Here is a 26,290-nt window from a genome sequence, read left to right on the forward strand (position 1 = left end):
ATTGCGCAAAAAGGATTTTCTTTTCCCGAAGCATTCTAATTTGTTAGAGGAGGGGATACATATGTCGATTACACTGCCCCTTGAGGAACATAAACATTGGGAACGCTGGAGAGAGGAGCGAGACTCGGAATCAGGCAATCACTTAGTGAAAAAATATATGCCACTTGTCACTTATCATGTGCAAAGAATTTCGGTTAATTTACCCCAAAACGTAAGTAGAGAAGAATTAAAGAGCTTAGGTATTATGGGGTTGCTCGATGCTTTGGACAAGTTTGATCTGACCAGGAAACTTAAATTTGATACTTATGCTTCCTTTAGGATTAGAGGGGCTATAATAGATGGGCTGCGAAAAGAAGATTGGCTTCCGAGAAGTACACGGGAGAAGGCGAAAGAAATAGAAGGTGTACAAAACGCTTTGGAACAAGAATATATGCGTCATGTTTCACCTGAAGAAATTGCTGCCAAAATGGGCGTGACTGACACAGAAGTAATCAAAACAATGAATGAGTACTTTTTTGCCCAAATTTTCTCCGTGAATGAATATATGTCAGGAGAAGAGGACGAAGAGAATCATTCGTATACAATTAAAGATGATCAAACTCCAACACCAGAAGAGCAGATTATACAAAAAGAATGGCTTGAAGAAATGGCGGAAGTGATTACAACTCTTACTGACAATGAGCAGCTTGTGTTAAGTCTGTTTTATGAAGAAGAGTTAACGCTGACCGAAATCGGCCATATTATGCAGCTATCCACATCGAGAATTTCACAAATTCATTCTAAAGCCCTCTTCAAATTAAGGCAGCAATTATTGAAGACGGACAAAAATGACAGGCGGAGATGAAAAAGTGACTGGAACACTTATATTCATTTTATTTCTAATCAACGTCCTTTTGGCGTTTGCTCTGCTACTGCTCTATATGCGACAAAACAAGTTGATGGGGATTGAAAAGAGACAACTGCTTGTGCTTAAGGAATCGGAACAGGTAATGGCTTCCCTGCTTGAAGAAATCAAAGATGAAAATGAAAAACTTTTGAGCAGATTAATGGAGAGCAGGGAGACAGAGGATACAACCATGGATGCTATAACGGCAAATAGTATAATGGAAGAAAAGCAGTTTGTTCCAACAACTGAGAAGCATCAGCAAGAGACAGTAAAACCCTTGGACCCTCAAGGAGCTGTTTCGGACGATGCCGTAGATCCAATGCCATTGAGGGAGCAGGTGGAGTTGCTGACTGAACAAGGTTTGACCGTAACGGACATTGCGAGGAAGCTGAATAAAGGTAAAACAGAAATAGAGCTTCTGCTGAAATTCCAGTGAATTTAGAAATCTGTGAAAAGAGCTGACAATCGTTAGCTCTTTTTAGTTATTGCGGCCCTAAATATCGACTTGTTGAGGAAGCGAGAAATTCTGGTATAAGGGGTGTGTTCTGAAAATAGCTGTTTAATAATAGGTAATAATTCAATCTTAATACTTGATTGTTTCGAGTGAAAAAGTAAATATTTTTTGTCAAAAGACAAAAGGAACGTCGGAAACAATTTTCGATGTGGACAACATACCCTGAGTTTCGTTTCATAATTTTACATTAAATTGGATTCTTAGAGTGATATGGCATTTCAGGCTTGATTAACCTATTTGGTTATGCTATATTATTTGATGGTATTAATACACACGTTTCATGATTTTCGCGAGAGGGTGCTGTTTTTCTACAGAACAGTCTTTCCGGAAGATGAGTGAAGCGGAGGAAAAAACCGAGGAGGAAAAAATTATGTCAATCATTTCTATGAAGCAATTGCTTGAAGCAGGTGTACACTTTGGACACCAAACACGCCGCTGGAATCCTAAGATGAAAAAATACATCTTTACGGAAAGAAACGGTATCTATATCATTGACTTGCAAAAAACAGTCAAAAAGGTTGAAGAAGCTTACAACTTTATGAGAGAGCTTTCTGAAAACAATGGTAAAGTCCTTTTTGTTGGAACTAAAAAACAAGCTCAGGAATCTGTAAAAGATGAAGCTGAACGTGCAGGCCAATTTTATGTGAACCATCGTTGGCTTGGCGGAACTTTGACTAACTTTGAAACGATCCAAAAAAGAATCGAGCGCTTAAAAGCGATTGAAAAAATGGAAGAAGACGGTACTTTCGAAGTCCTTCCAAAGAAAGAAGTAGTTATGCTCAACAGAGAGCGCGATCGTCTTGTCAAGTTCTTGGGTGGTATTAAAGAAATGAAGACTCTTCCAGACGCAATGTTCATCATTGACCCTAGAAAAGAGCGCATTGCTGTTGCTGAAGCACGTAAGTTGAATATTCCAATCGTCGGTATCGTTGATACAAACTGTGATCCGGATGAAATAGATTATGTCATTCCAGCAAACGATGATGCAATCCGCGCAGTAAAATTGCTTACTTCTAAAATGGCTGACGCACTGTTGGAAGCTAAATACAGCGAAGAGCCAGCAGAGGAAGAAGAAGCATCTACTGAAACTGCTAATGCCTAATCGTTATATGATATCTGCCTGAATTCAGGCGATTCGAAAGGTGATAAGAGTGATGACACTTTGTCACCTTTTTTCACACAATCATGTTCTTATTGACACCTTTTTTATTACACGAGGAGGAAATGAAAATGGCAATTACTGCTCAAATGGTTAAAGAATTGCGTGCCAAAACTGGTGCCGGCATGCTTGATTGTAAAAAAGCTTTAACAGAAACAAACGGTAACATGGAGGAAGCAATCGACTTCCTTAGAAAGAAAGGAATGGCTTCCGCTGCGAAGAAAGCTGACAGAATTGCAGCTGAAGGAACAACTTTTATTTTAAGTGAAGGCAATACAGCCGTTCTATTAGAAGTGAACGCAGAAACTGACTTTGTTGCTAAAAACGAAAATTTCCAACAACTTGTACAGGAACTGGCTGAGCACCTTCTTGCGAGCAAACCTGCATCCCTTGAAGAAGCTTTGGAACAAAAAATGAGCAATGGCGAGACTGTGACTGAGTTTATTAACAGTGCAATTGCTAAAATTGGAGAAAAAATTACACTTCGTCGTTTTGAAATTAAAACAAAATCTGACAACGGTGTATTCGGTGAGTATCTCCACATGGGCGGACGTATTGGTGTTCTAGCGGTTCTTGAAGGAACAACTGATGTAGAAGCTGCAAAAGATGTTGCTATGCACATTGCTGCAATCAAGCCAAAATATGTTTCACGTGACCAAGTATCTGAGGAAGAAATCGAGCGTGAACGCCAAGTTCTTACACAGCAAGCCCTAAATGAAGGCAAGCCTGAAAAAATTGTTGCAAAAATGGTTGAAGGCCGCCTTGGTAAGTTTTTCGAGCAAATCTGCCTTCTTGATCAATCATTTGTCAAAAACCCAGATGAAAAAGTTGGTAAATTTGTAAAATCTAAAGGCGCTGAAGTGCTTGGATTTGTTCGTTATGAAGTAGGCGAAGGTTTGGAAAAACGCCAAGAAAACTTCGCGGAAGAAGTAATGAGCCAAACGAAAAAGTAAGCATAGTGATATGTGGCTCCGTTTCAAATGAAATCGTGGCCTAATAATCATGAGCTTAGAATTTATATGTTAAAATAGGGAACACATCGTGTTCCCTATTTTAAAAACAACATTCGTCAATTACATACAATAAGGGATTATTGGAGGTTCAGATGGATACCCCAAAATATAAAAGAGTTGTACTTAAATTAAGTGGTGAAGCACTGGCAGGAAATGAAGGCTTCGGTATCAACCCCACAGTGATCAAATCTATTGCAGAGCAAGTTAAAGAAGTAGCTTTACTTGATGTTGAAGTTGCTGTAGTGGTTGGAGGCGGAAATATCTGGCGCGGAAAAGTTGGAAGTGAGATGGGCATGGACCGTGCAACTGCAGATTATATGGGAATGCTTGCAACGGTTATGAACTCCCTAGCTTTGCAGGATAGCCTGGAGCAGCTTGGAATTGAAACTCGTGTTCAAACATCCATTGATATGCTTCAAGTGGCCGAGCCTTATATCAGACGCCGTGCCATTAGACATTTGGAAAAGAAACGTGTTGTTATCTTTGCGGCAGGTACTGGTAACCCATACTTCTCAACGGATACAACAGCGGCATTAAGAGCAGCGGAAATTGAAGCTGATGTTATCTTAATGGCCAAAAATAATGTGGATGGCGTATACAGTGCAGATCCGAAGACAAATAAGGATGCCGTTAAATATGACCAGCTGTCTTATCTTGATGTATTGAAAGAAGGACTTGCTGTCATGGATTCTACCGCTTCGTCCCTTTGCATGGACAATGATATTCCGTTGATTGTGTTCTCATTTACTGAAAAAGGGAATATCAAACGTGCTGTCATGGGTAAACAAATTGGAACGATAGTAAGGGGGAAGGAATAATGCCGAATAAAGTGATTTCAAATGCGAAAGACAGAATGGGAAAAGCCATTCAGGTGTACAGTCGCGACTTAGCAAGCATTCGTGCGGGCCGGGCGAATGCAGCGCTTTTGGACAAAATTTCTGTGGATTATTATGGTGCCCCGACACCAATTAATCAAATGGCAAACATTTCAGTACCTGAAGCTCGTCTCCTTGTGATCCAGCCTTATGATAAAACGACTTTAGGAGAAATGGAAAAAGCTATTTTAAAATCCGATCTTGGTTTAACGCCAAACAACGACGGTTCCCTGATTCGGATTTCCATTCCGCAACTAACAGAAGACCGACGTAAGGATCTTGTGAAACAAGTTAGAAAAGAAGCAGAAGATGCCAAGGTTGTCATAAGAAACATTCGTAGAGACGGAAACGAAGATTTAAAAAAACTTGAAAAGAACGGTGAAATTTCTGAAGATGACCTGCGCGGTTATGCAGATGACATTCAAAAGCTGACGGATGAACATATTAAGCAAATTGATGAACTTACAAAAGAGAAGGAACAGGAAGTTTTGGCTGTATAAAACAAAAGCGGAGGCGCCTGTCCATCGACGTACAGACTGGAGTGCCTTCGACGAGATAAAGGAAACACGGCGAAGCCAAAGGCCAGCCGATGTTGACTTATCGTAGGAGTAGGTGCGAAGTCTGCTAGTCGATAGGCGCTGAAGCTAGACGTTAAAACAAAAGCGGAGGCGCCTGTCCATCGACGTACAGACTGGAGTGCCTTCGACGAGATAAAGGAAACACGGCGATCAAAGGAGCCGATGTTGACTTATCGTAGGAGTAGGCGTGAAGTCTGCTAGTCGATAGGCGCTAGAGTTGGACGTTAAACAAAAGCGGAGGCGCCTGTTCAATTCGGGTAACTAGGAAAAGTTCTTATTTTAAATATAAAATCCCTCCTTTTGGAGGGTTTTTTCCTTTTATACCAAAATGAAGGAATAAATCGATGGAGAATCATATCGCTTCATCATATGGATATGCTAAAATATGTTTGACGCACAGAAGAATGTATTTCTGACGGAGGACTTGTTATGTTCAATAAAATGAAGTTATGGAAAACTTCAAAGGATCAAGATGGGCAGGAAGACCGAATCAGTCAAATTCTTGCTCACCCTATTCCGGACCATGTTGCTATTATCATGGATGGTAACGGAAGATGGGCGAAAAAAAGGACTCTTCCTCGTATTGCAGGGCATCATGAGGGAATGAAGACAGTAAAAAAAGTAACGAAAGCAGCTAATAAACTAGGAATTAAAATCCTTACATTATATGCTTTTTCAACTGAGAACTGGAAGCGCCCTAAAACAGAGGTTGATTACTTAATGAAACTTCCAGAACAGTTTTTGAACAGTTTCCTACCCGAATTGATAGAGGAAAATGTTAAAGTTTCAACAATGGGAGATATGGACCAACTTCCAGCCAGTACAAGAAGAGCTGTTGATCATGCGAAAGAGAAAACAAAAAACAATGACGGTCTTATTTTAAACTTTGCATTAAACTATGGAAGCCGCTCGGAAATAATTGATGCCATCAAACATCTCGCCACAGATGTCAAGACAGGCGTTATCAATGAAGAGGATATTGACAATGAATGCTTTTCGAATTATTTAATGACAAAAAGTTTGAGAGATCCAGATTTGCTTATCAGAACAAGTGGGGAGGTTCGCCTAAGCAATTTCATGCTTTGGCAACTTGCGTATACAGAGCTGTACTTCATGGATGTTCTCTGGCCTGATTTCTCGGAAGAGCACTTACTTGAAGCAGTTGAATCATTTCAAAAGCGTTCTAGGCGATATGGCGGATTACTCGGTGAGGAGATACAATAATGAAGGTTAGAATTATTTCAGCAATAGTAGCAATAGCGATTTTTTTGCCATTGCTTTATATCGGCGGGATTCCTTTTATTCTCTTGATATATGCTATGGCAACAATTGGGGTGTATGAATTATTGAGAATGCGAAGCTTGTCGCTCGCATCTGTGCAAGGAGTCTTGTCTTTAGCGCTCCTTTGGGTTGTTCTTTTACCCGGACAAGTGTTTGATTCAGGACATGGGGCGGATATTAAAATAAAGGCTGCCATTTTGGCTGTTCTCCTTTTTTTATCATATACTGTTATAAGTAAAAATAAATTCACTTTTGATGATGCTGGATTTGTTATACTATCGGTATTGTATGTAGGAATTGGTTTCCACTTTCTGATGGAAACACGCGAAGCTGGAATCGTTTATCTGTTCTATGTATTGTTTGTTGTATGGGGAACAGATTCAGGGGCTTATTTTGTTGGAAGGTCTTTAGGCAAACGTAAGCTATGGCCTGAAATCAGTCCAAATAAGACCATCGGAGGTTCCCTCGGCGGGATTGTGATTGCTGTCCTCATTGCGCTGGCATTCTTCAGCTTTACCAGCCTTGACATCCCTCTAGTCAAATTGCTGATTGTGACTGTGGTACTTTCCGTTTTTGGACAAATTGGGGACTTGGCTCAATCCGCCTTCAAACGTCATTATGGGGTGAAGGATTCGGGTAATATCATGCCAGGGCATGGAGGCATTTTGGACAGATGTGACAGCTGGCTGTTTGTATTGCCGCTCGTCCATGTGCTGCAAATTATTTAACTTCATTCAGCAGAAGTCTTCCACTTCTGTAAGTGGTAAGATGAATGCGTATTAGTATTTCAGTAGGGTTTAAACCCCGGCTGAATGAAGTTAAAGCCTTCAGAGGAAATTTATGGCCGAAGCTCGATAAATGCTAGGCGCAAATATGCCAAGGCGCATGGATGTTGTTTCTGTGCAGACCTTGCTTCTAAATTTGGTTTTTAGTTGAATAAGTATGAATAGTAGTCATCGGGAGTGAAGAGTTTGAAATATATTAGTTTATTGGGAGCAACAGGGTCAATCGGCACCCAAACTCTTGAGCTGATCAGGGAACATCCTGAGCAATTTCAACTGGCTGCCATAACAGCCGGCAGAAATATAGGCCTTGTCAGAGAGATTATTATGGAGTTTCAGCCGCCGCTTGTTTCGGTACAGACAAAAGAGGACTGCGAAACTTTGCAAGGGGAGTTTTCTTCTAATATAAAATTTGTATGCGGTGAACAAGGTTTGGTGGAAGCTGCGGTATACGATAAGGCGGATGTTGTTCTAAATGCAGTTATCGGGAGTGTTGGACTCTATCCGACATTACAGGCGATTGAAGCTGGAAAAACTATTGCTTTAGCTAATAAAGAAACTTTAGTCACAGCAGGACATCTTGTCATGGCGGCGGCAAAGGAAAAAAAAGTGGATATTTTACCAGTAGACAGCGAGCACTCTGCCATTTTCCAATGCTTGCAAGGTGAAGAAATGCAGAATCTTTCCAGGCTGCTGATTACTGCATCAGGCGGAAGTTTCAGAGATTTGAGCCGAGAAGAATTGAAGTCCGTGACCCTTGAACAGGCTTTAAATCATCCTAATTGGTCAATGGGCTCCAAAATTACAATTGACTCTGCTACAATGATGAACAAAGGCCTAGAGGTGATAGAGGCTCATTGGCTGTTTGATTTACCCTATGATCAAATAGATGTTCTTTTACACAGAGAAAGTATCATTCACTCGCTTGTTGAATTCCATGACAGCAGTGTGATTGCACAACTGGGAACCCCTGATATGAGAGTTCCCATTCAATACGCTCTTACTTATCCGGAGCGCTTGCCGCTTCCGTCGGCGAAAAAACTTAACCTTGCGGAAATTGGGGAGCTTCACTTTGAAAAAATGGACATGGACCGGTACCGATGCCTATATTTCGCCTATGAGGCCGGGCGACGGGGCGGGACATTACCAACAGTATTAAATGCAGCAAATGAAGCTGCTGTAAATGCTTTCCTTGAACAGAAAATACCATTTATCAGGATTGAAGAACTGATCGAAACAGCCATGGAAAGGCATCATATCATTGAAAATCCTGATTTTTCTGCCATAAGGGAAGTAGATAGGGAGACAAGAAGGTTAGTTCATACACTCCTTTAAAAGGTGGTTATTTTTTTGAATACAGTCATCGCTTTTATCATTATTTTTGGCGCTTTGGTATTTTTCCACGAGCTGGGACACTTTGTCTTTGCGAAACGTGCAGGAATACTTGTCAGAGAGTTTGCGATCGGTATGGGGCCTAAGGTGTTTTCCCATAAAACAAAGGAAACATTGTACACCATTCGTCTTCTTCCTCTTGGGGGTTATGTAAGAATGGCCGGAGATGACCCGGAGATGATGGAAATCAAGCCAGGCCATCGGGTAGCACTCGTTTTAAATGATGATGGTCTGGTAGAAAAAGTAATATTGCAGGGAAAGGACCGTTTTTCAAATGCACGCGCAGTGGAAGTGGAATCGGCCGACCTTGAACATGATCTATTGATAAAAGGGTATGAGGATGGAGACGATGAGACATTAAAAACGTTCCATCTATCTCATGAAGCCATGATTGTCGAAGATCAGACGGAAACACAAATAGCACCATGGGACCGCCAGTTTGGTTCTAAGAAACTGAGTGCAAGGGCAATGACCATTTTTGCCGGACCGATGATGAACTTTGTACTTGCCATCGTTATTTTCACAGTATTAGGGTTCATCCAAGGAGTACAGATAAACGATCCGCTTATCGGCAAATTGCTTCCGGACGGATCAGCATACGAAGCAGGATTTAAGGAGGGCGACGTTGTTTTAAGCATCGACGGCGCCGAAATTTCAAACTTTGAAGATATTACCGAAGTTGTCCGCAGTCATCCTGGAGAAGAGCTTGCCTTTACAGTTGAACGTGAGGATAAAACGCTGGACATTCTGGTTACTCCTAAAAGAGAGGTAGCTGACGGCGAGGAGTTTGGCTTGATTGGAGTGCAAGCGCCCGTTGATAAGTCATTCTCAATCGTAGCCATCAATGGTTTCACTGAAACCTACCATTGGACAGTAGAGATTTTCAGATTGCTTGGAAAGCTTGTTACAGGGCAGTTCTCTATTGATATGCTGGCGGGCCCTGTCGGCATATATAAAACAACGGAAACCGTGGCGAAATCAGGAGTTCTGTTACTGATAAAATGGGCTGCTCTCCTAAGTATTAACTTAGGAATCATGAACCTGCTCCCAGTACCGGCACTTGATGGTGGACGCCTTCTGTTCTTTGGCGTAGAAGCCCTGCGCGGAAAGCCGATTGACCGCCAAAAAGAAGGAATGGTCCACTTTATCGGTTTCGCTCTTTTGATGGTTTTGATGATTGTTGTTACATGGAATGACATTCAACGATTTTTTATTATTAAATAATGTAGATAGAGGTGCAAGTGATGAGGCAAAGCATGACATTGATTCCAACGCTCCGCGAGCTGCCGTCTGATGCTGAAATTAAAAGCCATCAGCTGCTGCTCAGAGCTGGTTTTATAAAGCAAATCGCAAGCGGTGTATATTCATACTTGCCGCTTGCCAAAAGAGCGCTTGATAATATTGAGCAGATCATTAGAGAAGAAATGGAAAACGCTGGAGCAGCCGAGCTGCTCATGCCGGCTCTCCAACCAGCCGAATTATGGCAGTCCTCCGGGCGCTGGTATACATACGGTGATGAGTTGATGAGAATGCATGACAGGCATGATCGCAGCTTTGCATTAGGCCCAACACATGAGGAAGTCATTACAACCATTGTGAGTGATGCAGTACCATCTTATAAACGTCTTCCCGTGACACTGTACCAAATCCAAACGAAATTCAGGGATGAAAAGCGTCCGCGCTTTGGTCTTTTACGAGGTCGTGAGTTTATCATGAAAGATGCGTATTCCTTCCATACATCAGCGGAAAGTCTTGATGATGTCTATCAAAAGATGTACCAAGCCTACACGAATATCTTTACTAGATGTGGTTTGGATTTTAGAGCAGTTTTGGCAGATTCCGGATCCATTGGCGGGAAAGATACACAGGAGTTCATGGTTCTGTCGGAGATTGGAGAGGATACGATTGCTTACTCAGATGGTTCCTCCTATGCTGCAAACATAGAAATGGCAGAAGTTCACCAGGAATATGAAAAATCGGATGAGCCGGAAAAAGAGCTCTCTAAAGTAGAAACGCCTGGACAAAAAACAATTGCTGAAGTTTCAGAGTTCTTAAATGTACAAGCATCAAAGATCATCAAATCCCTTGTCCTGATTGTGGACGAAGAGCCCGTCATGGTACTGGTCAGGGGAGATCACGAAATCAATGATATTAAAGTGAAAAATGCCTTGGATGCAACTTCAGTTGAATTTGCTGATGAAGAGCAGACCAAAGAGCTCTTGAATTGTTCATTCGGTTCCATCGGACCTGTCAATCTTCCAGCAACCTTGAGAATCATTGCTGATAAGGCAATAGAGACGATGGTAAACGCTGTTTGCGGTGCCAATGAAGATCATTACCATTACATGAATGCCGTTCCTGGGAGAGATTTTACAGTTGAAAAATTTGTGGATCTCAGATTCATTCAGGAAGGTGATCCGTCTCCTGATGGAAAAGGGACGATCAAATTCGCTAGAGGAATCGAAGTCGGGCATATCTTTAAACTCGGAACAACATACAGCGAAGCGATGTCAGCAACATATTTGGACGAAAATGGAAAACCATCGCCATATCTCATGGGTTGCTATGGCATAGGTGTATCGCGTACACTAACGGCGGTTGCTGAACAGTTCAACGACGAGAACGGATTGATCTGGCCAGCAAATATTGCTCCTTATCATATTCATTTGATTCCAGTTAATATGAAGGATTCGGATCAAGAAAATCTTGCTGAAAAATTGTATGGAGAGTTGAAAGAAAATCGCTATAATGTGCTCTTAGATGACCGCAATGAACGGCCTGGGGTCAAATTCAAAGATTCTGATTTGATTGGAATGCCAGTTCGTGTGACAGTCGGTAAAAAAGCTGCTGAAGGCATTGTGGAAGTAAAAGGCCGGAAGTCCGGTGAAGTGCAGGAAGTGAAAGCAGAGGATCTGCTACAAGTGCTTACAAATATTTTTAAAGAATTGTAATTCAAAATGAAAGGTACCTTTTTAAAAGGTGCCTTCCTTTGTTAAAATAAAGAAAGTTTATGTGATAAGAAGCGCAAGTGTTTTGTTCATCCCAGGGATCAGAAGCCCATCATGCTTGGATCCGCTGGTAAGCTGGGCATAATATTTTTAGTTTGTTTGGATGGTAGGGCACGGAAAGATATTCAAAATGAATACACACCTGCTGCTTAGCTTATTTGCAGAATGAATTGGGGGAGAGGATCAAAAAATGACGTCCAAGACGCAGAATCCCGCCGAAAAAAAAGAACGTTTCCTATTGCTGCTCCAGCAGATAGGGTTAACAGATGACCAATATATGCAATATTTTCAATCCGGTCAGATAGAAAAACTGGTTGTCGATAAAACAAACAAGAGATGGCATTTTTATTTTTTATTGGAAAGTCTACTCCCATGCCGCGTTTATACAACATTTTCCCAAAAACTTCAACAAGCCTTTCACAAGATTGCACAGGTGGATTTCACTCTGTCTTACAATGATCATACATATAATAAAGAGCTTGTTATCGATTATTGGCGTGACTGTCTACAAGAGATCGAGGGGATGTCTCCGATGCTCTTCGGGCTTTTAGATGGACAGCTTCCTGATGTCCAAGGCAATAAACTTATTGTCAAGGTCAGAAATGACATGGAGGCGAGGACGCTTCAGGAAAAATACGGAAAAGAACTTTCCGACATATATATGAAATTTGGTTTTCCATCTGTCATGCTGTCAGCAGAAATCGGTGATGAGGCAAAATCAAATGAAGAGTATGAGAAATTTATGAAAGAAAAGCAAGAAGAAGACAAAGAACGGGCACGTCAGGCTTTAGCGGAGATGCAGCGGATGGAAGCGGAGAAAGAGAATGACAGCGGCGTAGAAATGAGTGGTCCGTTGACGATTGGATATACAATCAAAAGTGATGAAGAGATTAAAAGACTTGAAGAAATCCATGATGAAGAACGCCGTATCACGGTGGAAGGATATATTTTTTCAGCTGAAACAAGAGAGCTTCGCAGCGGAAGGACATTGCTTACTTTCAAAATGACGGATTATACGAACTCTATTTCCGTGAAAAAGTTCTCGAAAGATAATGAAGATGCTGCCCTTATGAATATGCTGAAAAAAGGCATGTGGGTAAGGGTTCGTGGAAGTGTGCAAAATGATACCTTTGCCAGGGAGCTTGTTCTTATGGCCCAAGATATCAATGAAGTGAAGGCGAAGGAAAGAAAAGATTTAGCGGAAGGGCAAAAAAGAGTTGAACTCCATTTGCATTCGCCAATGAGCCAAATGGATGCCGTTACATCCATAAGCAGCTTTATCTCTCAAGCAAAAAAATGGGGACATACCGCTATTGCGCTTACAGATCATGCAGTCGTTCAGTCGTTTCCTGAAGCTTACAGTGCTGGAAAAAAGAATGATATAAAAGTGTTGTATGGGTTGGAGGCCAATCTGGTTGATGATGGTGTCCCAATTGCCTATAACAGCGCTCATAGACTATTAGAAGAAGACACATATATCGTTTTCGACGTTGAGACCACGGGCCTCTCGGCAATATATGACAAAATCATTGAGTTGGCTGCAGTCAAAATACGCGGCGGAGAAGAAATTGACCGTTTCGAAAGGTTTGCAAACCCGCATCACCCTTTGTCAGCTACTACAATTGAGTTAACGGGAATAACGGATGACATGGTCGAAAATGCTCCCGAAATAGAAGAGGTCCTCAAGGATTTTCATGAATGGATTGAGGACGACATACTCGTTGCACATAACGCATCATTCGATATAGGCTTTTTAAGTGCTGGCAACCAGAGAGCAGGATTGCCGAAAGTGGAAAATCCGGTGATTGATACTTTGGAACTCGCAAGGTTTCTGTATCCGGAATTTAAGAATCATCGATTGAATACATTGGCTAAACGGTTTGATATTGAGCTTGTCCAGCATCACAGGGCGATTTATGATGCAGAAGCAACAGGGAAAATATTTTTGAAATTGCTCGGAGATGCAAAACAGAAGGATATTCTTTACCATGATCAACTGAATGACAATATGGGAAAAGGCGATTCATATAAACGGGCGAGGCCTTCCCATTGTACATTACTCGCCAAAAATGATGACGGGCTCAAAAACCTTTATAAGCTAGTTTCCTATTCTCACATGAACTACTTTTATAGAGTTCCGCGTATCCCACGGTCTTTATTGGAAAAATATAAAGAAGGTATCCTTGTCGGCTCTGGCTGTGATAAAGGAGAAGTTTTCGAAGCAATGATGCAAAAGGGACGTGCGGAAGCGGAAAAAGCAGCAGGGTTTTACGATTACCTGGAAATTCATCCGAAACCCATCTACGCACCACTTCTTGAAATGGAGCTCGTAAGGGATGAGAAGGATCTTGAGGATATTATCAAAAATATAGTAAGTATGGGTGAAGCATTGAATATGCCTGTTGTCGCTACCGGAAATGTTCACTATCTGAACAAAGAGGACAAGGTTTACAGGGAAATACTGATCAGATCACAGGGCGGAGCCAATCCGATGAATAGATACAATCTGCCTGAAGTTCATTTCAGAACAACAGATGAAATGTTAGCTGAGTTTTCTTTTCTTGGAAAAGAAAAAGCATATGAAGTTGTTGTAACAAATTCAAACTTGATTGCAGACAAGATAGAAGATGTCAAACCGATCAAAGATGATTTGTATACTCCGAAAATTGACGGAGCTGAAGAAGAAATCAGGTCAATGAGTTATGAAATGGCTCAGTCAATTTATGGTGAACAACTTCCAGAGATAGTGGAAGCAAGGCTTGAGAAGGAATTAGCAAGTATTATCGGTCATGGGTTTGCCGTTATCTATTTGATTTCTCACAAACTTGTAAAAAAATCCTTAGTGGACGGTTATTTGGTAGGGTCAAGGGGATCGGTTGGTTCATCCTTGGTGGCTACGATGACTGAAATAACGGAGGTCAATCCACTGCCTCCCCATTACGTTTGCCCAGAATGTAAGCACTCGGAGTTCTTTGATGATGGATCAGTCGGCTCCGGATTTGACCTTCCGGATAAATCTTGTGAAAAATGTGGGGCGGGATATAAAAAGGATGGACACGACATACCCTTTGAAACATTCTTAGGATTTAAGGGAGACAAGGTGCCGGATATCGATTTGAACTTCTCTGGTGATTACCAGCCGCATGCTCACAATTATACGAAGGAACTGTTTGGAGAAGACTACGTATACCGGGCGGGTACGATTGGAACAGTGGCAGAAAAGACAGCCTATGGCTATGTAAGGGGTTATGAACAGGACAATAATTTAATGATGCGGAATGCGGAAATCGATAGACTAGTGCAAGGGTGTACCGGCGTGAAACGGACAACCGGACAGCATCCGGGTGGAATCATTGTAGTGCCGTCGGACATGGAAATATTCGATTTTTGTCCGATTCAGTTTCCAGCCGATGATACCGGTTCTGATTGGAGAACGACACATTTTGATTTCCACTCCATAGATAGCAATCTATTAAAATTGGATATTCTTGGACACGATGATCCCACAGTGATCCGTATGCTGCAAGAACTTAGCGGTATGGATCCTAAAACGATTCCAATCGATGATCCGGAAGTAATGAAGATCTTCAGCGGCACTGAATCTATTGGTGTAACAGAAGAGCAGATTATGTGTAAGACAGGAACATTAGGGATCCCCGAGTTTGGTACCCGCTTTGTAAGGCAAATGCTTGAGGATACCATGCCAACTACATTTTCAGAGCTCGTCCAGATCTCAGGGCTATCACATGGTACTGATGTATGGCTTGGCAATGCTCAGGAGCTGATTCGAGCTGGAACATGTACACTATCTGAGGTTATTGGATGTCGGGATGATATTATGGTTTACCTTATTTATCAAGGTCTTGAACCGTCACTGGCTTTTAAAATTATGGAGTCTGTGAGGAAAGGACGGGGGCTGCCGCCAGAATGGGAAGAAGAAATGCGGAATAATAAAGTCCCAGAATGGTATATTGATTCTTGTAAAAAGATTAAATACATGTTCCCAAAAGCACACGCTACGGCCTATGTACTGATGGCAGTGAGAATCGCCTATTTCAAAGTCCATCATCCACTCTTTTATTATGCGGCATATTTTACGGTTAGAGCGGAGGATTTTGATCTTGAAGCAATGGTGCGCGGTTCTCAGGCTATCCGATCCAAAATAGAAGAAATCAATGCAAAAGGGCTTGATGCCTCAACGAAAGAAAAGAACCTGCTGACAGTTCTGGAGATCGCTCTAGAAATGTGCGAACGCAAATTTAAATTTCAGCGAGTCGATCTTTATCGGTCGAAAGCCTCTGAATTCGTCATTGACGGGAATACATTGATTCCGCCATTCAACGCCATCCCTGGCTTAGGTACAAATGCTGCTATAAACATTGTAAAGGCTCGTGCGGATGGAGAATTTCTGTCGAAGGAAGACCTCCAGAAGCGTGGAAAAGTCTCTAAGACAGTGATAGAATACTTGGATCAGCAAGGTTGTTTAGAATCACTACCTGATCAAAACCAGCTGTCTCTTTTCTGAGGTTTCAGCCAATTATTTGCAAATGGTATAGGGTTATGGTATATTTTTATTGGAAATACTATGAATAGACTCTGCGCAAAAAGAGTGGGTGCCCCCCACTCTTTCGTATTGTAAGAAAAGAAATTCAAATTAGACTAAGCTTTCACTTAAGTTGGTAACTGTTTGGTCTAGCTTCGGCGCCTTGCGCTTTTCTTATTTGCAGATAAATATACGGAACCAAATAGGGACTCTATTTTTTGGAGGTTTTTATGAGTAAAGTAACAGACATGGTTGAAGAACTTGTGGCTCCGATTCTAGAGGAAATCCAGCTTGAACTGGTTGATATCGAATATGTCAAAGAAGGAAAAAATTGGTTTCTTCGTCTTTTCATTGACAAGGAAACTGGCGTAGACATTGAGGAGTGCGGCCTTGTTAGTGAAAAGCTTGGAGAGAAGCTGGATGAATTGGACCCTATACCACATAATTATTTTTTAGAAGTCTCATCGCCAGGAGCAGAAAGACCTTTAAAAAAGGCGGAGGATTTTACAAAAGCCATTGGAAAGCAAGTCAATGTCAAAACTTACGAACCAATCGATGGTGAAAAAGAATTTGAAGGCAAGCTGGTTGAATTTAATGGCGAAGCTTTAAAAATCGACGTCAGCATAAAAACCCGGACGAAAACATTTGAAATTCCATATGAAAAAGTGGCAAAAGCCCGTTTAGCCGTCGTTTTTTAAATAGCGAACAAAAGAGAAAAGGGGAGAACATGTTCATGAGCTCAGAACTAATGGATGCTCTAATTATTTTGGAAAAAGAAAAAGGAATTTCCCGGGAAGTCCTTATTGAGGCCATTGAAGCTGCTCTAGTGTCTGCATATAAAAGAAACTTTAACCAGGCGCAGAATGTGCGCGTTGATTTGAATTTGGAAACAGGAACCATGAGGGTTTTTGCCAGAAAAGAAGTGGTTGATGAAGTCTTCGATTCCAGGCTTGAAATCTCCATGGATGAAGCGCGAAATATCAACCCTTCCTATGAGCCGGGTGATATGGTGGAGCTTGAAGTAACACCTAAGGAATTTGGCAGGATTGCAGCTCAAACAGCCAAACAGGTTGTTACACAGCGCGTTAGAGAAGCTGAAAGAGGCATTATCTATTCAGAATTTGTGGATCGTGAGGATGATATCATGACAGGTATCGTCCAACGTCAAGATCCTCGTTTCATTTATGTTAGCCTTGGGAAAATTGAGGCGTTGCTTCCACAAAGTGAGCAAATGTCTAATGAAACATATAAGCCGCATGATCGGATCAAAGTCTATTTGACAAAAGTTGAGAAGACGACAAAGGGTCCGCAAATCTTCGTTTCAAGAACTCATCCTGGTTTGCTTAAGCGCCTGTTTGAAATCGAAGTTCCGGAAATATACGATGGAACTGTTGAAATAAAGTCGGTTGCAAGAGAAGCTGGGGATCGTTCAAAGATCTCTGTTGCAACAGAGTATGATGATATTGATCCTGTAGGAGCCTGCGTCGGACCTAAAGGAGCAAGGGTCCAAGCCATTGTTGACGAATTGAAAGGTGAGAAGATTGATATAGTTGAATGGTCTTCAGATCCGGTTGAATTCGTAGCAAATGCATTAAGTCCGTCTAAGGTGCTTGATGTTATTGTGAGCGAAGAAGACAAAGCGACAACTGTGATTGTTCCAGATTATCAGCTTTCCCTGGCAATTGGAAAACGCGGACAAAATGCTCGTCTTGCTGCAAAATTGACAGGCTGGAAAATAGATATTAAAAGTGAAACGGATGCCCGTGAAGCTGGGATTTATCCAAGGGACGAAGTATTTGATTTTGAGGAAGCAGAGGAATTGGAATCATTCGATTTGTTGAACGAAGAAATCGAATAGGGGTGAGGAAGATGGCAAAGCAAAGAAAAATACCTATGAGAAAATGTGTCGCTACCGGCGAAATGAGGCCAAAGAAAGAAATGATCCGGATTGTCCGCTCCAAGGAAGGAGAAGTTTCTGTAGATTTGACCGGAAAGAAATCTGGTCGAGGTGCTTATCTTTCCAAAGATAAAGACATTATTTTGGCCGCTAAAAATAAAAAAGTGCTTGCCAGCCATCTGCAGGCCGAAGTAAAAGATGAGATATACGATGAGTTGCTTTCCCTGATTGATGGAGATAATAAATGAAAAATGAGAAATGGATGTCATTGCTCGGTTTGGCCAATCGTGCGCGCAAAGTAATATCAGGTGAAGAACTAGTCATCAAAGAAATTAGAAGCGGCAGAGCAGAGCTGGTCATATTGGCAAAAGACGCATCCAATAATACCTCCAAAAAGGTTCAGGATAAATGCCGGTATTATGATGTTCCTGTCGTTTTTGCAGAGACAAGGGAAATGCTCGGCCAGGCAATCGGAAAAGAAGCAAGGGTTGTGGTTGCAATAGCGGAGGCCGGATTTGCGAAAAAGTTGGTAACATTGTTTTATGATTAAACCCGGGGGTGAACATATGAGTAAAATGCGAGTATATGAATATGCAAAAAAACATAATACTTCCAGTAAAGATGTAATAGAAAAGCTTAAAAGCATGAATATAGAAGTGACAAATCATATGTCGGCTATTGATGGCCAGGCAATTGGAAAGCTTGATTCCGTTTTTAAAAGGAACAGCGGAGAAAAAGGAGGCTCTCAGAGGAGGGTGCAACAAAGACAAGGTCAACAGCAGGGACGTCCGCAAGCCAGAGCTGGACAGAGCGGAGAGCAGCGAAAAGGCGGATCGGAACAACAGCAAAATAGACAACAGGGAAATCAAGGAAGTCAAGGGAATCAAGGACAAAGAAGCGGCCGTAATAATAATAATAATAAGCCAAATCATGCTAAAAACGACGGCGGAAATCTTAGATCTAACGCAAAGGGAAATCAGCGGGGAGGCAATAAAGGACCGGGCCGAAACAACCGCAAACCAAACCAAAATCGTCAGCGCCAGAAACAACATCAGCATCAGCCTGCTCCACCTAAACCAAAAGAGTTGCCGGAAAAAATCACTTTTATAGAGTCTCTAACAGTAGCTGAGCTTGCAAAGAAGATTCACAGAGAACCTTCTGAGATTATTAAAAAGTTATTTATGCTCGGTGTTATTGCAACAATCAACCAAGAACTCGACAAAGACGCTATAGAGCTAATCTGTGCAGAATATGGCGTTGAAGTAGAAGAAGAAATTCAAATTGATAAGACTGATCTTGAAGTGTATTTTGAAGAGGATAGCAGCGAAGAGGATCTGGTGGAAAGACCAGCTGTTGTTACAATCATGGGACATGTTGACCATGGTAAAACGACTCTCCTTGATTCCTTAAGAAATACAAAGGTAACAGCCGGTGAAGCCGGTGGAATCACACAGCATATCGGTGCTTATCAGATCGAAACAAACGGTAAGAAAATTACATTCTTGGATACTCCGGGTCACGCCGCGTTTACAACAATGCGTGCCAGGGGAGCCAAAGTGACAGATATTACAATTTTAGTTGTAGCTGCTGACGATGGAGTTATGCCACAAACAATTGAGGCGATAAACCATGCAAAGGCTGCAGAAGTGCCAATTATTGTTGCGGTCAACAAGATTGATAAACCGACTGCAAATCCTGATCGAGTGATGCAGGAATTGACTGAACACGGCCTTGTACCAGAGGATTGGGGCGGAGAAACAATTTTTGTTCCAATTTCTGCTCTTCACGGGGAAGGGATAGACAGTTTACTGGAAATGGTACTTCTTGTAAGTGAAGTGGAAGAGCTGAAAGCTGATCCGAAAAGGGGTGCTCTCGGAACTGTTATTGAAGCCCAGCTTGATAAAGGCCGCGGTTCGGTAGCCACATTGCTTGTACAGGATGGTACATTGAAAGTGGGAGACCCAATCGTTGCCGGTAACGCCTTTGGCCGTGTCCGTGCTATGGTGAATGATATCGGACGGCGTGTCAAAGAAGCTGCACCTTCAACCCCAGTCGAAATTACTGGTTTGAGCGATGTACCTCAGGCAGGAGACCGGTTTGTCGTATTCCAAGATGAAAAGACTGCCCGTCAAGTCGGAGAAACACGCGCCCAGCAAGCATTGCAAGCTCAAAGAGGCGAAAACTCACGTGTAAGTCTTGATACACTTTTTGAACAGATGAAACAAGGTGAAATGAAAGAGCTCAATGTAATCATCAAAGCGGATGTTCAAGGTTCTGCGGAAGCTTTAGCTGCATCGTTAAGGAAAATTGATGTTGACGGCGTCAACATCAGGATTATTCACGGCGGCGTGGGTGCTATCAATGAATCAGACATCACACTGGCAGCAGCTTCTAATGCCATTGTTATTGGTTTTAATGTTCGTCCAGATGTAAATGCTAAACGTGCAGCTGACTCTGAAGGAGTAGATATAAGACTGCATCGTATCATTTACAAGGCGATCGAAGAGATCGAATCCGCGATGAAAGGTATGCTGGATCCTGAATATGAGGAAAAAGTAATTGGCCAAGCAGAAGTGAGACAAACATTCAAAGTTTCTAGAATCGGAACAATTGCCGGTTCATACGTAACGGATGGAAAAATCACTCGTGACAGCGGCGTTCGTCTGATTAGGGATGGAATCGTCATCTACGAAGGTGAAATCGATGACTTGAAGCGATTCAAGGACGATGTCAAAGAAGTGAGTCAGGGATATGAATGTGGTATCACGATCAAAAACTTTAATGATGTAAAAGAAGGCGACGTGATCGAAGCATTCGTAATGGAAGAAGTCGAGCGTGCTTGATCGGATTCGCTGAGTGTGAATTTCGAATTTATAACGCCCAATCCCTGAAAGATAAACGCTCAGTAGTAAAGCGAGTTCTAACAAGAACAAAGCAAAAATATAATGTTTCCATTGCTGAGGTCAATCATCAGGATGTGTGGCAGCGAGCTGGTATCGCTATTGTCACTGTGGCCTCAGCTCGGAAAAGGGCTGAGCGTGAACTGGAAGAGGTTATTGAATTCCTGGATTCTTTCCCAGAATGGGAAAGAATCGGGGCAACCCATTATGAATGGCTGTAATGTGAGGTGTTATACATGAGTTTACGAGCCAATCGTGTCGGCGAACAAATGAAGAAAGAGCTGGGTGAAATTATCTCCCGGAAGATTAAAGATCCAAGAGTCGGGTTTGTCACTGTTACCGATGTAGAAGTGACAGGAGATCTTCAGCAGGCCACAATCTATATTTCGGTTCTAGGCAGTGATCAGGAAAAAGAAGATACACTGAAAGGATTGACTAAAGCCACTGGATTTATCCGGTCGGAAATTGGTCATAGAATCAGGCTGCGAAAAACACCCGAAATCAGTTTTGAATTTGATGAATCAATCGAATATGGAAACAGGATTGAGAAACTATTAAAAGATATGAATGAAGATTAGGATAGACAAACTTGTCTATCCTTTTTTCAAGATGAAAATCCGGTGCCGGATATTGACTAGGGCCAAATTATTGCTGTATCAGTGCCCTTGGAGGCCGCAAGCAGTTTCTCTGTGATGGCCGTTGAACTGCGCTATTCAAGCGCTTACGCATTTCTAAAGAGGAGGAGGAGCCTGTGGAGGGAATATTGCCATTGTGGAAGCCGAAAGGGCTGACATCCCATGACTGCGTCTATAAGGTCAGAAAACTATTGGGAATGAAAAAAGTCGGGCATACAGGTACTCTTGATCCCGACGTTACAGGTGTGTTGCCGATCTGTCTCGGCAGAGCAACAAAAATAGCTGAGTATATTACAGATGCTGGAAAAGAATACGAAGGTGAAATTACTATCGGTTTTTCCACAACAACTGAAGATGTTGCTGGAGAAATAGTTGAAAAAAAGCCTGTTCAAGAGGAAATAACAATAGAAGCAATGAAGGATGTACTGAATTCTTTAACGGGAGAAATTCAGCAAACTCCCCCTATGTTTTCTGCTGTAAAGGTTAATGGAAAACGCTTGTACGAATATGCTCGGGCAGGTATTTCGGTTGAGCGGCCGGTTCGGAAGGTCAAAATATATCATTTGAAGCTTTTGGAGGACACTGTTACTTTTCGTGATGGGCTTTGTTCTTTTCGCTTTTCCGTCCACTGCAGCAAAGGAACTTATATTCGGACGCTAGCTGTGATGATAGGAGAGAAGCTTGGATATCCGGCCCATATGTCAGATCTTATCCGGACAGCATCTGCTTCATTTAATCAGGAGCATTGTGTCACTTTTGATGAGCTGGATTCACTTATTGACCAAGGAAAAGTGGCGGAGGTCATTTTTCCGCTTGAGAGGGGTCTTTTACATTTGCCCTCTATGGAAATTAGTGATAAATTAGCAATAAAAGTCCGAAATGGCGCTGTTTTGGACATGCCTGACAAATGGACAAATGTAGAAACAGTGCTATTGTATGAAGGGAAGGCTTTAGCTATTTATCAATCTCATGCTCAAAAGCCTGGCCTGATTAAACCGGTAAAAGTGTTAAGAAATGAATGAAACAGGTGACGTATAGTGAAAGTAATAATGATTCAGCATCCACATACTTTTCAAAAGAATGATTTTGCTCCCCTTTCAATGGCGTTAGGTTTTTTTGACGGAGTCCATGAAGGGCATAAAAGTGTAATTCTGACGGCCAAAAAAACGGCTGATGAGCAAGGAGCTAATAGTGCTGTCATGACCTTTGATCCTCACCCTTCTGTTGCCCTGTCGGAAACAGGAGGAGACGTTGAATACATTACACCAATAGAGGATAAGATAGAATTCATTTCGGGATTAGGGATTGATTATCTTTTGATTGTGAGATTCACATCCGCTTTTGCGAGTCTTCAGCCTGCTGAGTTTGTTCAGCAATATCTGTTAGACTTGAACGTCCAATATGTGACGGCGGGGTTTGATTTTACATATGGAAAATTTGGAAAAGGCACGATGGAGACACTTCCGGAGCACGGGCAAGGAAAACTTCAGGTTGTGACAGTGCCCAAGCTTGAAAGATACAAGGAAAAAGTCAGCTCAACCTGGATCAGGAAGCTGTTAAGAGAAGGCAGAACTGAAGAAGTACAAGAGCTACTTGGAAGGTTCTATACAACAAAAGGAACTGTCATACATGGTGAAAAACGTGGAAGGCAGCTCGGTTTTCCTACCGCCAATATTCGTCTGAAGAATGACTATCTTGTTCCGAAAAAAGGCGTTTATGCTGTACGTATGCTTGTGAATGATCAATGGGAAAAAGGAGTCTGCAATGTCGGGTATAAGCCTACATTTCATGAACCAGGGCAAATGGAATTGTCTGTTGAGATCCATTTGCTTGATTTTGATCGTTCGATTTATGGTGAAGAAGTGACGATAGAGTGGCGTTTGAGAATAAGAGATGAACAAAAGTTTGATCATTTGGACCACCTCAAAGATCAAATCTTAAAGGATAAACAGACCGCACAGATATTTTTTGAGCAGGATGCAAAATAACTTGATTTTTCCAATGTAAAGTTGTATTCTATAACAGTATCAAGAACCATTGCTTGGCAGTGCGATTCACCAACGTCTGCTCGGTAATTGGGGATGAAAAACAGGAGGTGTTGGACAGATGTCCATTACGCAAGAACGTAAAAACGAAATCATCAACCAGTACAGAGTTCATGAAAGCGATACGGGATCTCCGGAAGTTCAAATTGCGGTTTTAACTGAAGAAATCAACAACTTGAACGGCCATCTTCGCGTCCATAAAAAAGATCATCATTCAAGACGTGGATTAATGAAAATGGTTGGACGCCGCAGAAACTTATTGACTTATCTGCGCGAAAAGGATGTTCAACGTTATCGTGTATTGATCGATAAACTTGGCCTGCGTCGTTAAGATGATAAAGATGTAACTGAAAGCGGGATAAATTCCCGCTTTTTTGTTAGGATGAAAAGGCAGACGCCTGTACGTAAGTTCAAATGAAAATGCGCCAAAAGGCGCATATTCGAACTGAACATTGGACATGGGTAGGAGATGCTCATATCTATGTCTAATGTTCAGTTGCGTATCAGGCGAGAGTTTTTTACTTTATGTTTCTGCCAATTATTTACAATTAGGTTATGAAAGAGAGGCGTTGTAAAATGGACCACGAGAAAAAAGTGTTTTCTATGGAATGGGCCGGACGGAATTTGACCGTTGAAATAGGCCAGCTTGCAAAACAGGCCAATGGAGCGGCTCTTATCCGCTATGGCGATACAGCTGTTTTATCGACAGCTACTGCTTCAAAAGCAGCAAAATCTGTTGATTTTTTTCCATTGACAGTTAACTATGAAGAAAGGTTGTACGCAGTGGGGAAAATCCCAGGCGGCTTCATTAAAAGGGAAGGACGTCCAAGCGAAAAGGCGATATTAGCTAGCCGTCTGATTGACCGCCCGATCCGCCCGCTGTTTCCTGATGGATTCAGAAATGAAGTACAGGTTGTAAGCATTGTAATGAGCGTTGACCAAGATTGCTCTTCAGAAATGGCAGCGATGTTCGGTTCTTCATTGGCATTGTCAATTTCTGATATACCATTTATGGGACCTATCGCTGGAGTTGTTGTCGGACGTGTGGATGGAAAATTCATTATTAATCCGACGGTAGAACAAATGGAGCAGAGCGATATTGATCTGACTGTAGCTGGAACAAAGGATGCCATTAACATGGTCGAGGCTGGAGCAAATGAAGTTTCTGAGGAAACGATGCTGGAAGCAATCATGTTCGGGCATGATGAAATAAAACGCTTGATCGCATTCCAAGAACAGATTGCTGAAGAAATAGGGAAAGAAAACAGGGAAATCGAATTATATGAAATTGATACTGTACTGGAGCAGGAAGTTCGTTCAATGTGCGAGGAACAACTTGTCGCTGCAATTCAGGTAGAGGAAAAGCATGCGCGTGAAGAAGCTATCCAAGAAGTAAAGGATAACGTAATCGAAAGCTTTTCAGAGCGCGAAGAGGATAATGAAGACTTAATCAAACAAGTGAAGCAAGTTTTAGATAATCTTGTGAAAGCAGAAGTTCGCCGCTTGATTACTGTTGAAAAAATCCGTCCGGATGGCCGGAAGCCCAATGAAATTAGACCTATCCAAACAGAAATACAGTTGTTGGCAAGAACACATGGTTCCGGTTTGTTTACAAGAGGGCAAACTCAGGCATTTAGTATTTGTACACTTGGGGCCCTTGGTGATGTTCAAATTTTGGACGGCCTTGGGATTGAGGAATCCAAAAGATTCATGCACCATTATAATTTCCCACATTTCAGCGTAGGCGAAACAGGACCAATTAGAGCTCCTGGCCGCAGGGAGATCGGCCATGGTGCGCTTGGGGAACGGGCATTAGAACCTGTTATTCCAAGTGAATCAGATTTTCCATATACGATTCGCCTCGTTTCTGAAGTGTTGGAATCAAATGGTTCATCATCCCAAGCGAGCATATGTGCAAGCTCACTGGCTATGATGGATGCAGGTGTTCCTATTAAGGCGCCGGTTGCTGGTATTGCGATGGGGTTAGTGAAATCCGAAGAACATTACACGATTTTAACTGATATCCAGGGAATGGAAGACCATTTGGGAGATATGGACTTCAAGGTTGCCGGTACGGCGGACGGAATCACTGCCTTGCAAATGGATATTAAAATCGAAGGTTTGTCACGTGAAATTTTAGAAGAAGCGCTCCACCAGGCAAAAGAAGGACGGATGTTTATTTTAGAGAAAATGAATTCCGCTATTTCTGAGCCTAAGAAACGTCTTTCTCCGTATGCGCCGAAGATTCTTACACTCCATATCAATCCTGATAAAATCCGGGATGTTATTGGACCGAGCGGTAAGCAAATCAATAAAATCATTGAAGAGACTAATGTCAAGATTGACATTGAACAGGACGGAACGGTCTTCATCGCTTCCGCTGATGAAGAAATGAATGAAAAGGCCAAGAAGATCATAGAAGACCTCGTCCGTGAAGTAGAGGTTGGACAAATATATCTTGGAAAAGTGAAGCGAATCGAGAAATTTGGTGCTTTCGTGGAGATTTTCCCTGGCAAAGATGGTCTTGTCCATATTTCACAATTGGCGGAGGAAAGAGTCAATAAAGTTGAGGATGTCGTGTCCATCGGAGACGAAGTCCTTGTGAAAGTAGTGGAAATCGACAATCAGGGAAGAGTTAATCTTTCCCGCAAAGTCGTTCTTAAAGAGCAGAAGGAAAAACAAAATCAAGCGAAAGAATAGCACTGAAAAAAAGCCAGGTGATTCCTGGCTTTTTTCAATAAATTGCATACGATCAGCAAACTGGCACAAACCGGCAGGTTCT

At 42.0% G+C, this 26,290-nt stretch carries 23 protein-coding genes; all 23 read left to right on the top strand.

The window, feature by feature from the left end; genetic code table 11:
* The first annotated feature begins 61 nt into the window (after nt 1-61).
* Nucleotides 62-844 (top strand): FliA/WhiG family RNA polymerase sigma factor, encoded by a 783-nt coding sequence (locus tag H9631_RS03010; protein ID WP_191809796.1) that lies wholly within the window; start codon nt 62-64, stop codon nt 842-844.
* Nucleotides 828-1,322 carry a hypothetical protein gene (locus H9631_RS03015; RefSeq protein ID WP_225220818.1) on the top strand — a complete coding sequence of 165 codons (495 nt, stop codon included), beginning with the start codon at nt 828-830 and terminating at the stop codon, nt 1,320-1,322. Before H9631_RS03010 ends, H9631_RS03015 begins: the two co-directional genes overlap by 17 nt.
* Nucleotides 1,323-1,770: 448 nt before the next feature.
* Entirely contained in the window at nt 1,771-2,502 is a 732-nt protein-coding gene (gene rpsB / locus H9631_RS03020) for a 30S ribosomal protein S2 (protein ID WP_191809800.1), read from the top strand.
* Nucleotides 2,503-2,630: 128 nt separating this feature from the next.
* Complete coding sequence (tsf, locus tag H9631_RS03025) at nt 2,631-3,512, top strand: translation elongation factor Ts (RefSeq protein ID WP_191809802.1); 882 nt, start codon at nt 2,631-2,633, stop codon at nt 3,510-3,512.
* Nucleotides 3,513-3,664: 152 nt separating this feature from the next.
* Nucleotides 3,665-4,390: a UMP kinase gene (gene pyrH / locus H9631_RS03030; RefSeq protein WP_160705201.1), complete on the top strand. Its 726-nt coding sequence runs from the start codon at nt 3,665-3,667 to the stop codon at nt 4,388-4,390.
* Nucleotides 4,390-4,947: a ribosome recycling factor gene (gene frr / locus H9631_RS03035; RefSeq protein ID WP_191809804.1), complete on the top strand. Its 558-nt coding sequence runs from the start codon at nt 4,390-4,392 to the stop codon at nt 4,945-4,947. Before pyrH ends, frr begins: the two co-directional genes overlap by 1 nt.
* Before the next feature lie 507 nt (nt 4,948-5,454).
* Nucleotides 5,455-6,249, top strand: a complete 795-nt coding sequence (locus tag H9631_RS03040) for an isoprenyl transferase (protein ID WP_191809806.1) — start codon at nt 5,455-5,457, stop codon at nt 6,247-6,249.
* Nucleotides 6,249-7,034 carry a phosphatidate cytidylyltransferase gene (locus tag H9631_RS03045; protein ID WP_191809808.1) on the top strand — a complete coding sequence of 262 codons (786 nt, stop codon included), beginning with the start codon at nt 6,249-6,251 and terminating at the stop codon, nt 7,032-7,034. Before H9631_RS03040 ends, H9631_RS03045 begins: the two co-directional genes overlap by 1 nt.
* Nucleotides 7,035-7,277: 243 nt before the next feature.
* The gene (locus tag H9631_RS03050) at nt 7,278-8,423 is read left to right on the top strand and encodes a 1-deoxy-D-xylulose-5-phosphate reductoisomerase (protein ID WP_191809810.1); all 1,146 of its coding nucleotides are present in this window, start codon (nt 7,278-7,280) and stop codon (nt 8,421-8,423) included.
* 15 nt (nt 8,424-8,438) lie between these two features.
* A complete protein-coding gene (gene rseP / locus H9631_RS03055) occupies nt 8,439-9,704 on the top strand; it encodes an RIP metalloprotease RseP (protein WP_191809812.1) in 1,266 nt (421 codons plus the stop codon).
* Nucleotides 9,705-9,724: 20 nt separating this feature from the next.
* Entirely contained in the window at nt 9,725-11,431 is a 1,707-nt protein-coding gene (locus H9631_RS03060; RefSeq protein ID WP_191809814.1) for a proline--tRNA ligase, read from the top strand.
* Nucleotides 11,432-11,678: 247 nt separating this feature from the next.
* Nucleotides 11,679-16,013, top strand: a complete 4,335-nt coding sequence (locus tag H9631_RS03065) for a PolC-type DNA polymerase III (protein ID WP_191809816.1) — start codon at nt 11,679-11,681, stop codon at nt 16,011-16,013.
* A 248-nt stretch (nt 16,014-16,261) separates the two neighbouring features.
* Nucleotides 16,262-16,729: a ribosome maturation factor RimP gene (gene rimP / locus H9631_RS03070; protein WP_191809818.1), complete on the top strand. Its 468-nt coding sequence runs from the start codon at nt 16,262-16,264 to the stop codon at nt 16,727-16,729.
* Nucleotides 16,730-16,764: 35 nt separating this feature from the next.
* Nucleotides 16,765-17,889 (top strand): transcription termination factor NusA, encoded by a 1,125-nt coding sequence (nusA, locus tag H9631_RS03075; protein WP_191809820.1) that lies wholly within the window; start codon nt 16,765-16,767, stop codon nt 17,887-17,889.
* 11 nt (nt 17,890-17,900) lie between these two features.
* The gene (rnpM, locus tag H9631_RS03080; protein ID WP_191809821.1) at nt 17,901-18,176 is read left to right on the top strand and encodes an RNase P modulator RnpM; all 276 of its coding nucleotides are present in this window, start codon (nt 17,901-17,903) and stop codon (nt 18,174-18,176) included.
* Nucleotides 18,173-18,478, top strand: coding sequence for a YlxQ family RNA-binding protein (locus H9631_RS03085; protein WP_191809823.1), 306 nt, complete (start codon nt 18,173-18,175; stop codon nt 18,476-18,478). The genes rnpM and H9631_RS03085 overlap by 4 nt, the downstream gene beginning before the upstream one ends.
* 16 nt (nt 18,479-18,494) lie before the next feature.
* Nucleotides 18,495-20,771 (top strand): translation initiation factor IF-2, encoded by a 2,277-nt coding sequence (gene infB / locus H9631_RS03090; protein WP_191809825.1) that lies wholly within the window; start codon nt 18,495-18,497, stop codon nt 20,769-20,771.
* Nucleotides 20,768-21,049 carry a DUF503 domain-containing protein gene (locus H9631_RS03095; RefSeq protein ID WP_191809827.1) on the top strand — a complete coding sequence of 94 codons (282 nt, stop codon included), beginning with the start codon at nt 20,768-20,770 and terminating at the stop codon, nt 21,047-21,049. Before infB ends, H9631_RS03095 begins: the two co-directional genes overlap by 4 nt.
* Before the next feature lie 15 nt (nt 21,050-21,064).
* On the top strand, nt 21,065-21,406 hold the full coding sequence (rbfA, locus tag H9631_RS03100) for a 30S ribosome-binding factor RbfA (protein WP_191809829.1): 342 nt from the start codon (nt 21,065-21,067) through the stop codon (nt 21,404-21,406).
* Between the two features lie 173 nt (nt 21,407-21,579).
* On the top strand, nt 21,580-22,485 hold the full coding sequence (gene truB, locus H9631_RS03105; protein ID WP_191809831.1) for a tRNA pseudouridine(55) synthase TruB: 906 nt from the start codon (nt 21,580-21,582) through the stop codon (nt 22,483-22,485).
* A 15-nt stretch (nt 22,486-22,500) separates the two neighbouring features.
* Nucleotides 22,501-23,451 (top strand): bifunctional riboflavin kinase/FAD synthetase, encoded by a 951-nt coding sequence (gene ribF, locus H9631_RS03110; RefSeq protein ID WP_191809833.1) that lies wholly within the window; start codon nt 22,501-22,503, stop codon nt 23,449-23,451.
* A 118-nt stretch (nt 23,452-23,569) separates the two neighbouring features.
* On the top strand, nt 23,570-23,839 hold the full coding sequence (gene rpsO, locus H9631_RS03115; protein ID WP_191809835.1) for a 30S ribosomal protein S15: 270 nt from the start codon (nt 23,570-23,572) through the stop codon (nt 23,837-23,839).
* Nucleotides 23,840-24,084: 245 nt separating this feature from the next.
* A complete protein-coding gene (gene pnp / locus H9631_RS03120) occupies nt 24,085-26,208 on the top strand; it encodes a polyribonucleotide nucleotidyltransferase (protein ID WP_191809836.1) in 2,124 nt (707 codons plus the stop codon).
* Nucleotides 26,209-26,290 lie beyond the last annotated feature (82 nt).

Source organism: Bacillus norwichensis (assembly GCF_014836955.1).
Lineage (GTDB): Bacteria > Bacillota > Bacilli > Bacillales > Bacillaceae_C > Siminovitchia > Siminovitchia norwichensis.

Excerpts from the sequence above, each read along its gene's own strand:
- H9631_RS03010 (WP_191809796.1), top strand. The coding sequence starts at position 62 with ATGTCGATTACACTGCCCCTTGAGGAACATAAACATTGGGAACGCTGG.
- H9631_RS03015 (WP_225220818.1), top strand. The coding sequence starts at position 828 with ATGACAGGCGGAGATGAAAAAGTGACTGGAACACTTATATTCATTTTA.
- rpsB (WP_191809800.1), top strand. The coding sequence starts at position 1,771 with ATGTCAATCATTTCTATGAAGCAATTGCTTGAAGCAGGTGTACACTTT.
- tsf (WP_191809802.1), top strand. The coding sequence starts at position 2,631 with ATGGCAATTACTGCTCAAATGGTTAAAGAATTGCGTGCCAAAACTGGT.
- pyrH (WP_160705201.1), top strand. The coding sequence starts at position 3,665 with ATGGATACCCCAAAATATAAAAGAGTTGTACTTAAATTAAGTGGTGAA.
- frr (WP_191809804.1), top strand. The coding sequence starts at position 4,390 with ATGCCGAATAAAGTGATTTCAAATGCGAAAGACAGAATGGGAAAAGCC.
- H9631_RS03040 (WP_191809806.1), top strand. The coding sequence starts at position 5,455 with ATGTTCAATAAAATGAAGTTATGGAAAACTTCAAAGGATCAAGATGGG.
- H9631_RS03045 (WP_191809808.1), top strand. The coding sequence starts at position 6,249 with ATGAAGGTTAGAATTATTTCAGCAATAGTAGCAATAGCGATTTTTTTG.
- H9631_RS03060 (WP_191809814.1), top strand. The coding sequence starts at position 9,725 with ATGAGGCAAAGCATGACATTGATTCCAACGCTCCGCGAGCTGCCGTCT.
- H9631_RS03065 (WP_191809816.1), top strand. The coding sequence starts at position 11,679 with ATGACGTCCAAGACGCAGAATCCCGCCGAAAAAAAAGAACGTTTCCTA.
- rimP (WP_191809818.1), top strand. The coding sequence starts at position 16,262 with ATGAGTAAAGTAACAGACATGGTTGAAGAACTTGTGGCTCCGATTCTA.
- nusA (WP_191809820.1), top strand. The coding sequence starts at position 16,765 with ATGAGCTCAGAACTAATGGATGCTCTAATTATTTTGGAAAAAGAAAAA.
- rnpM (WP_191809821.1), top strand. The coding sequence starts at position 17,901 with ATGGCAAAGCAAAGAAAAATACCTATGAGAAAATGTGTCGCTACCGGC.
- H9631_RS03085 (WP_191809823.1), top strand. The coding sequence starts at position 18,173 with ATGAAAAATGAGAAATGGATGTCATTGCTCGGTTTGGCCAATCGTGCG.
- infB (WP_191809825.1), top strand. The coding sequence starts at position 18,495 with ATGAGTAAAATGCGAGTATATGAATATGCAAAAAAACATAATACTTCC.
- rbfA (WP_191809829.1), top strand. The coding sequence starts at position 21,065 with ATGAGTTTACGAGCCAATCGTGTCGGCGAACAAATGAAGAAAGAGCTG.
- rpsO (WP_191809835.1), top strand. The coding sequence starts at position 23,570 with ATGTCCATTACGCAAGAACGTAAAAACGAAATCATCAACCAGTACAGA.
- pnp (WP_191809836.1), top strand. The coding sequence starts at position 24,085 with ATGGACCACGAGAAAAAAGTGTTTTCTATGGAATGGGCCGGACGGAAT.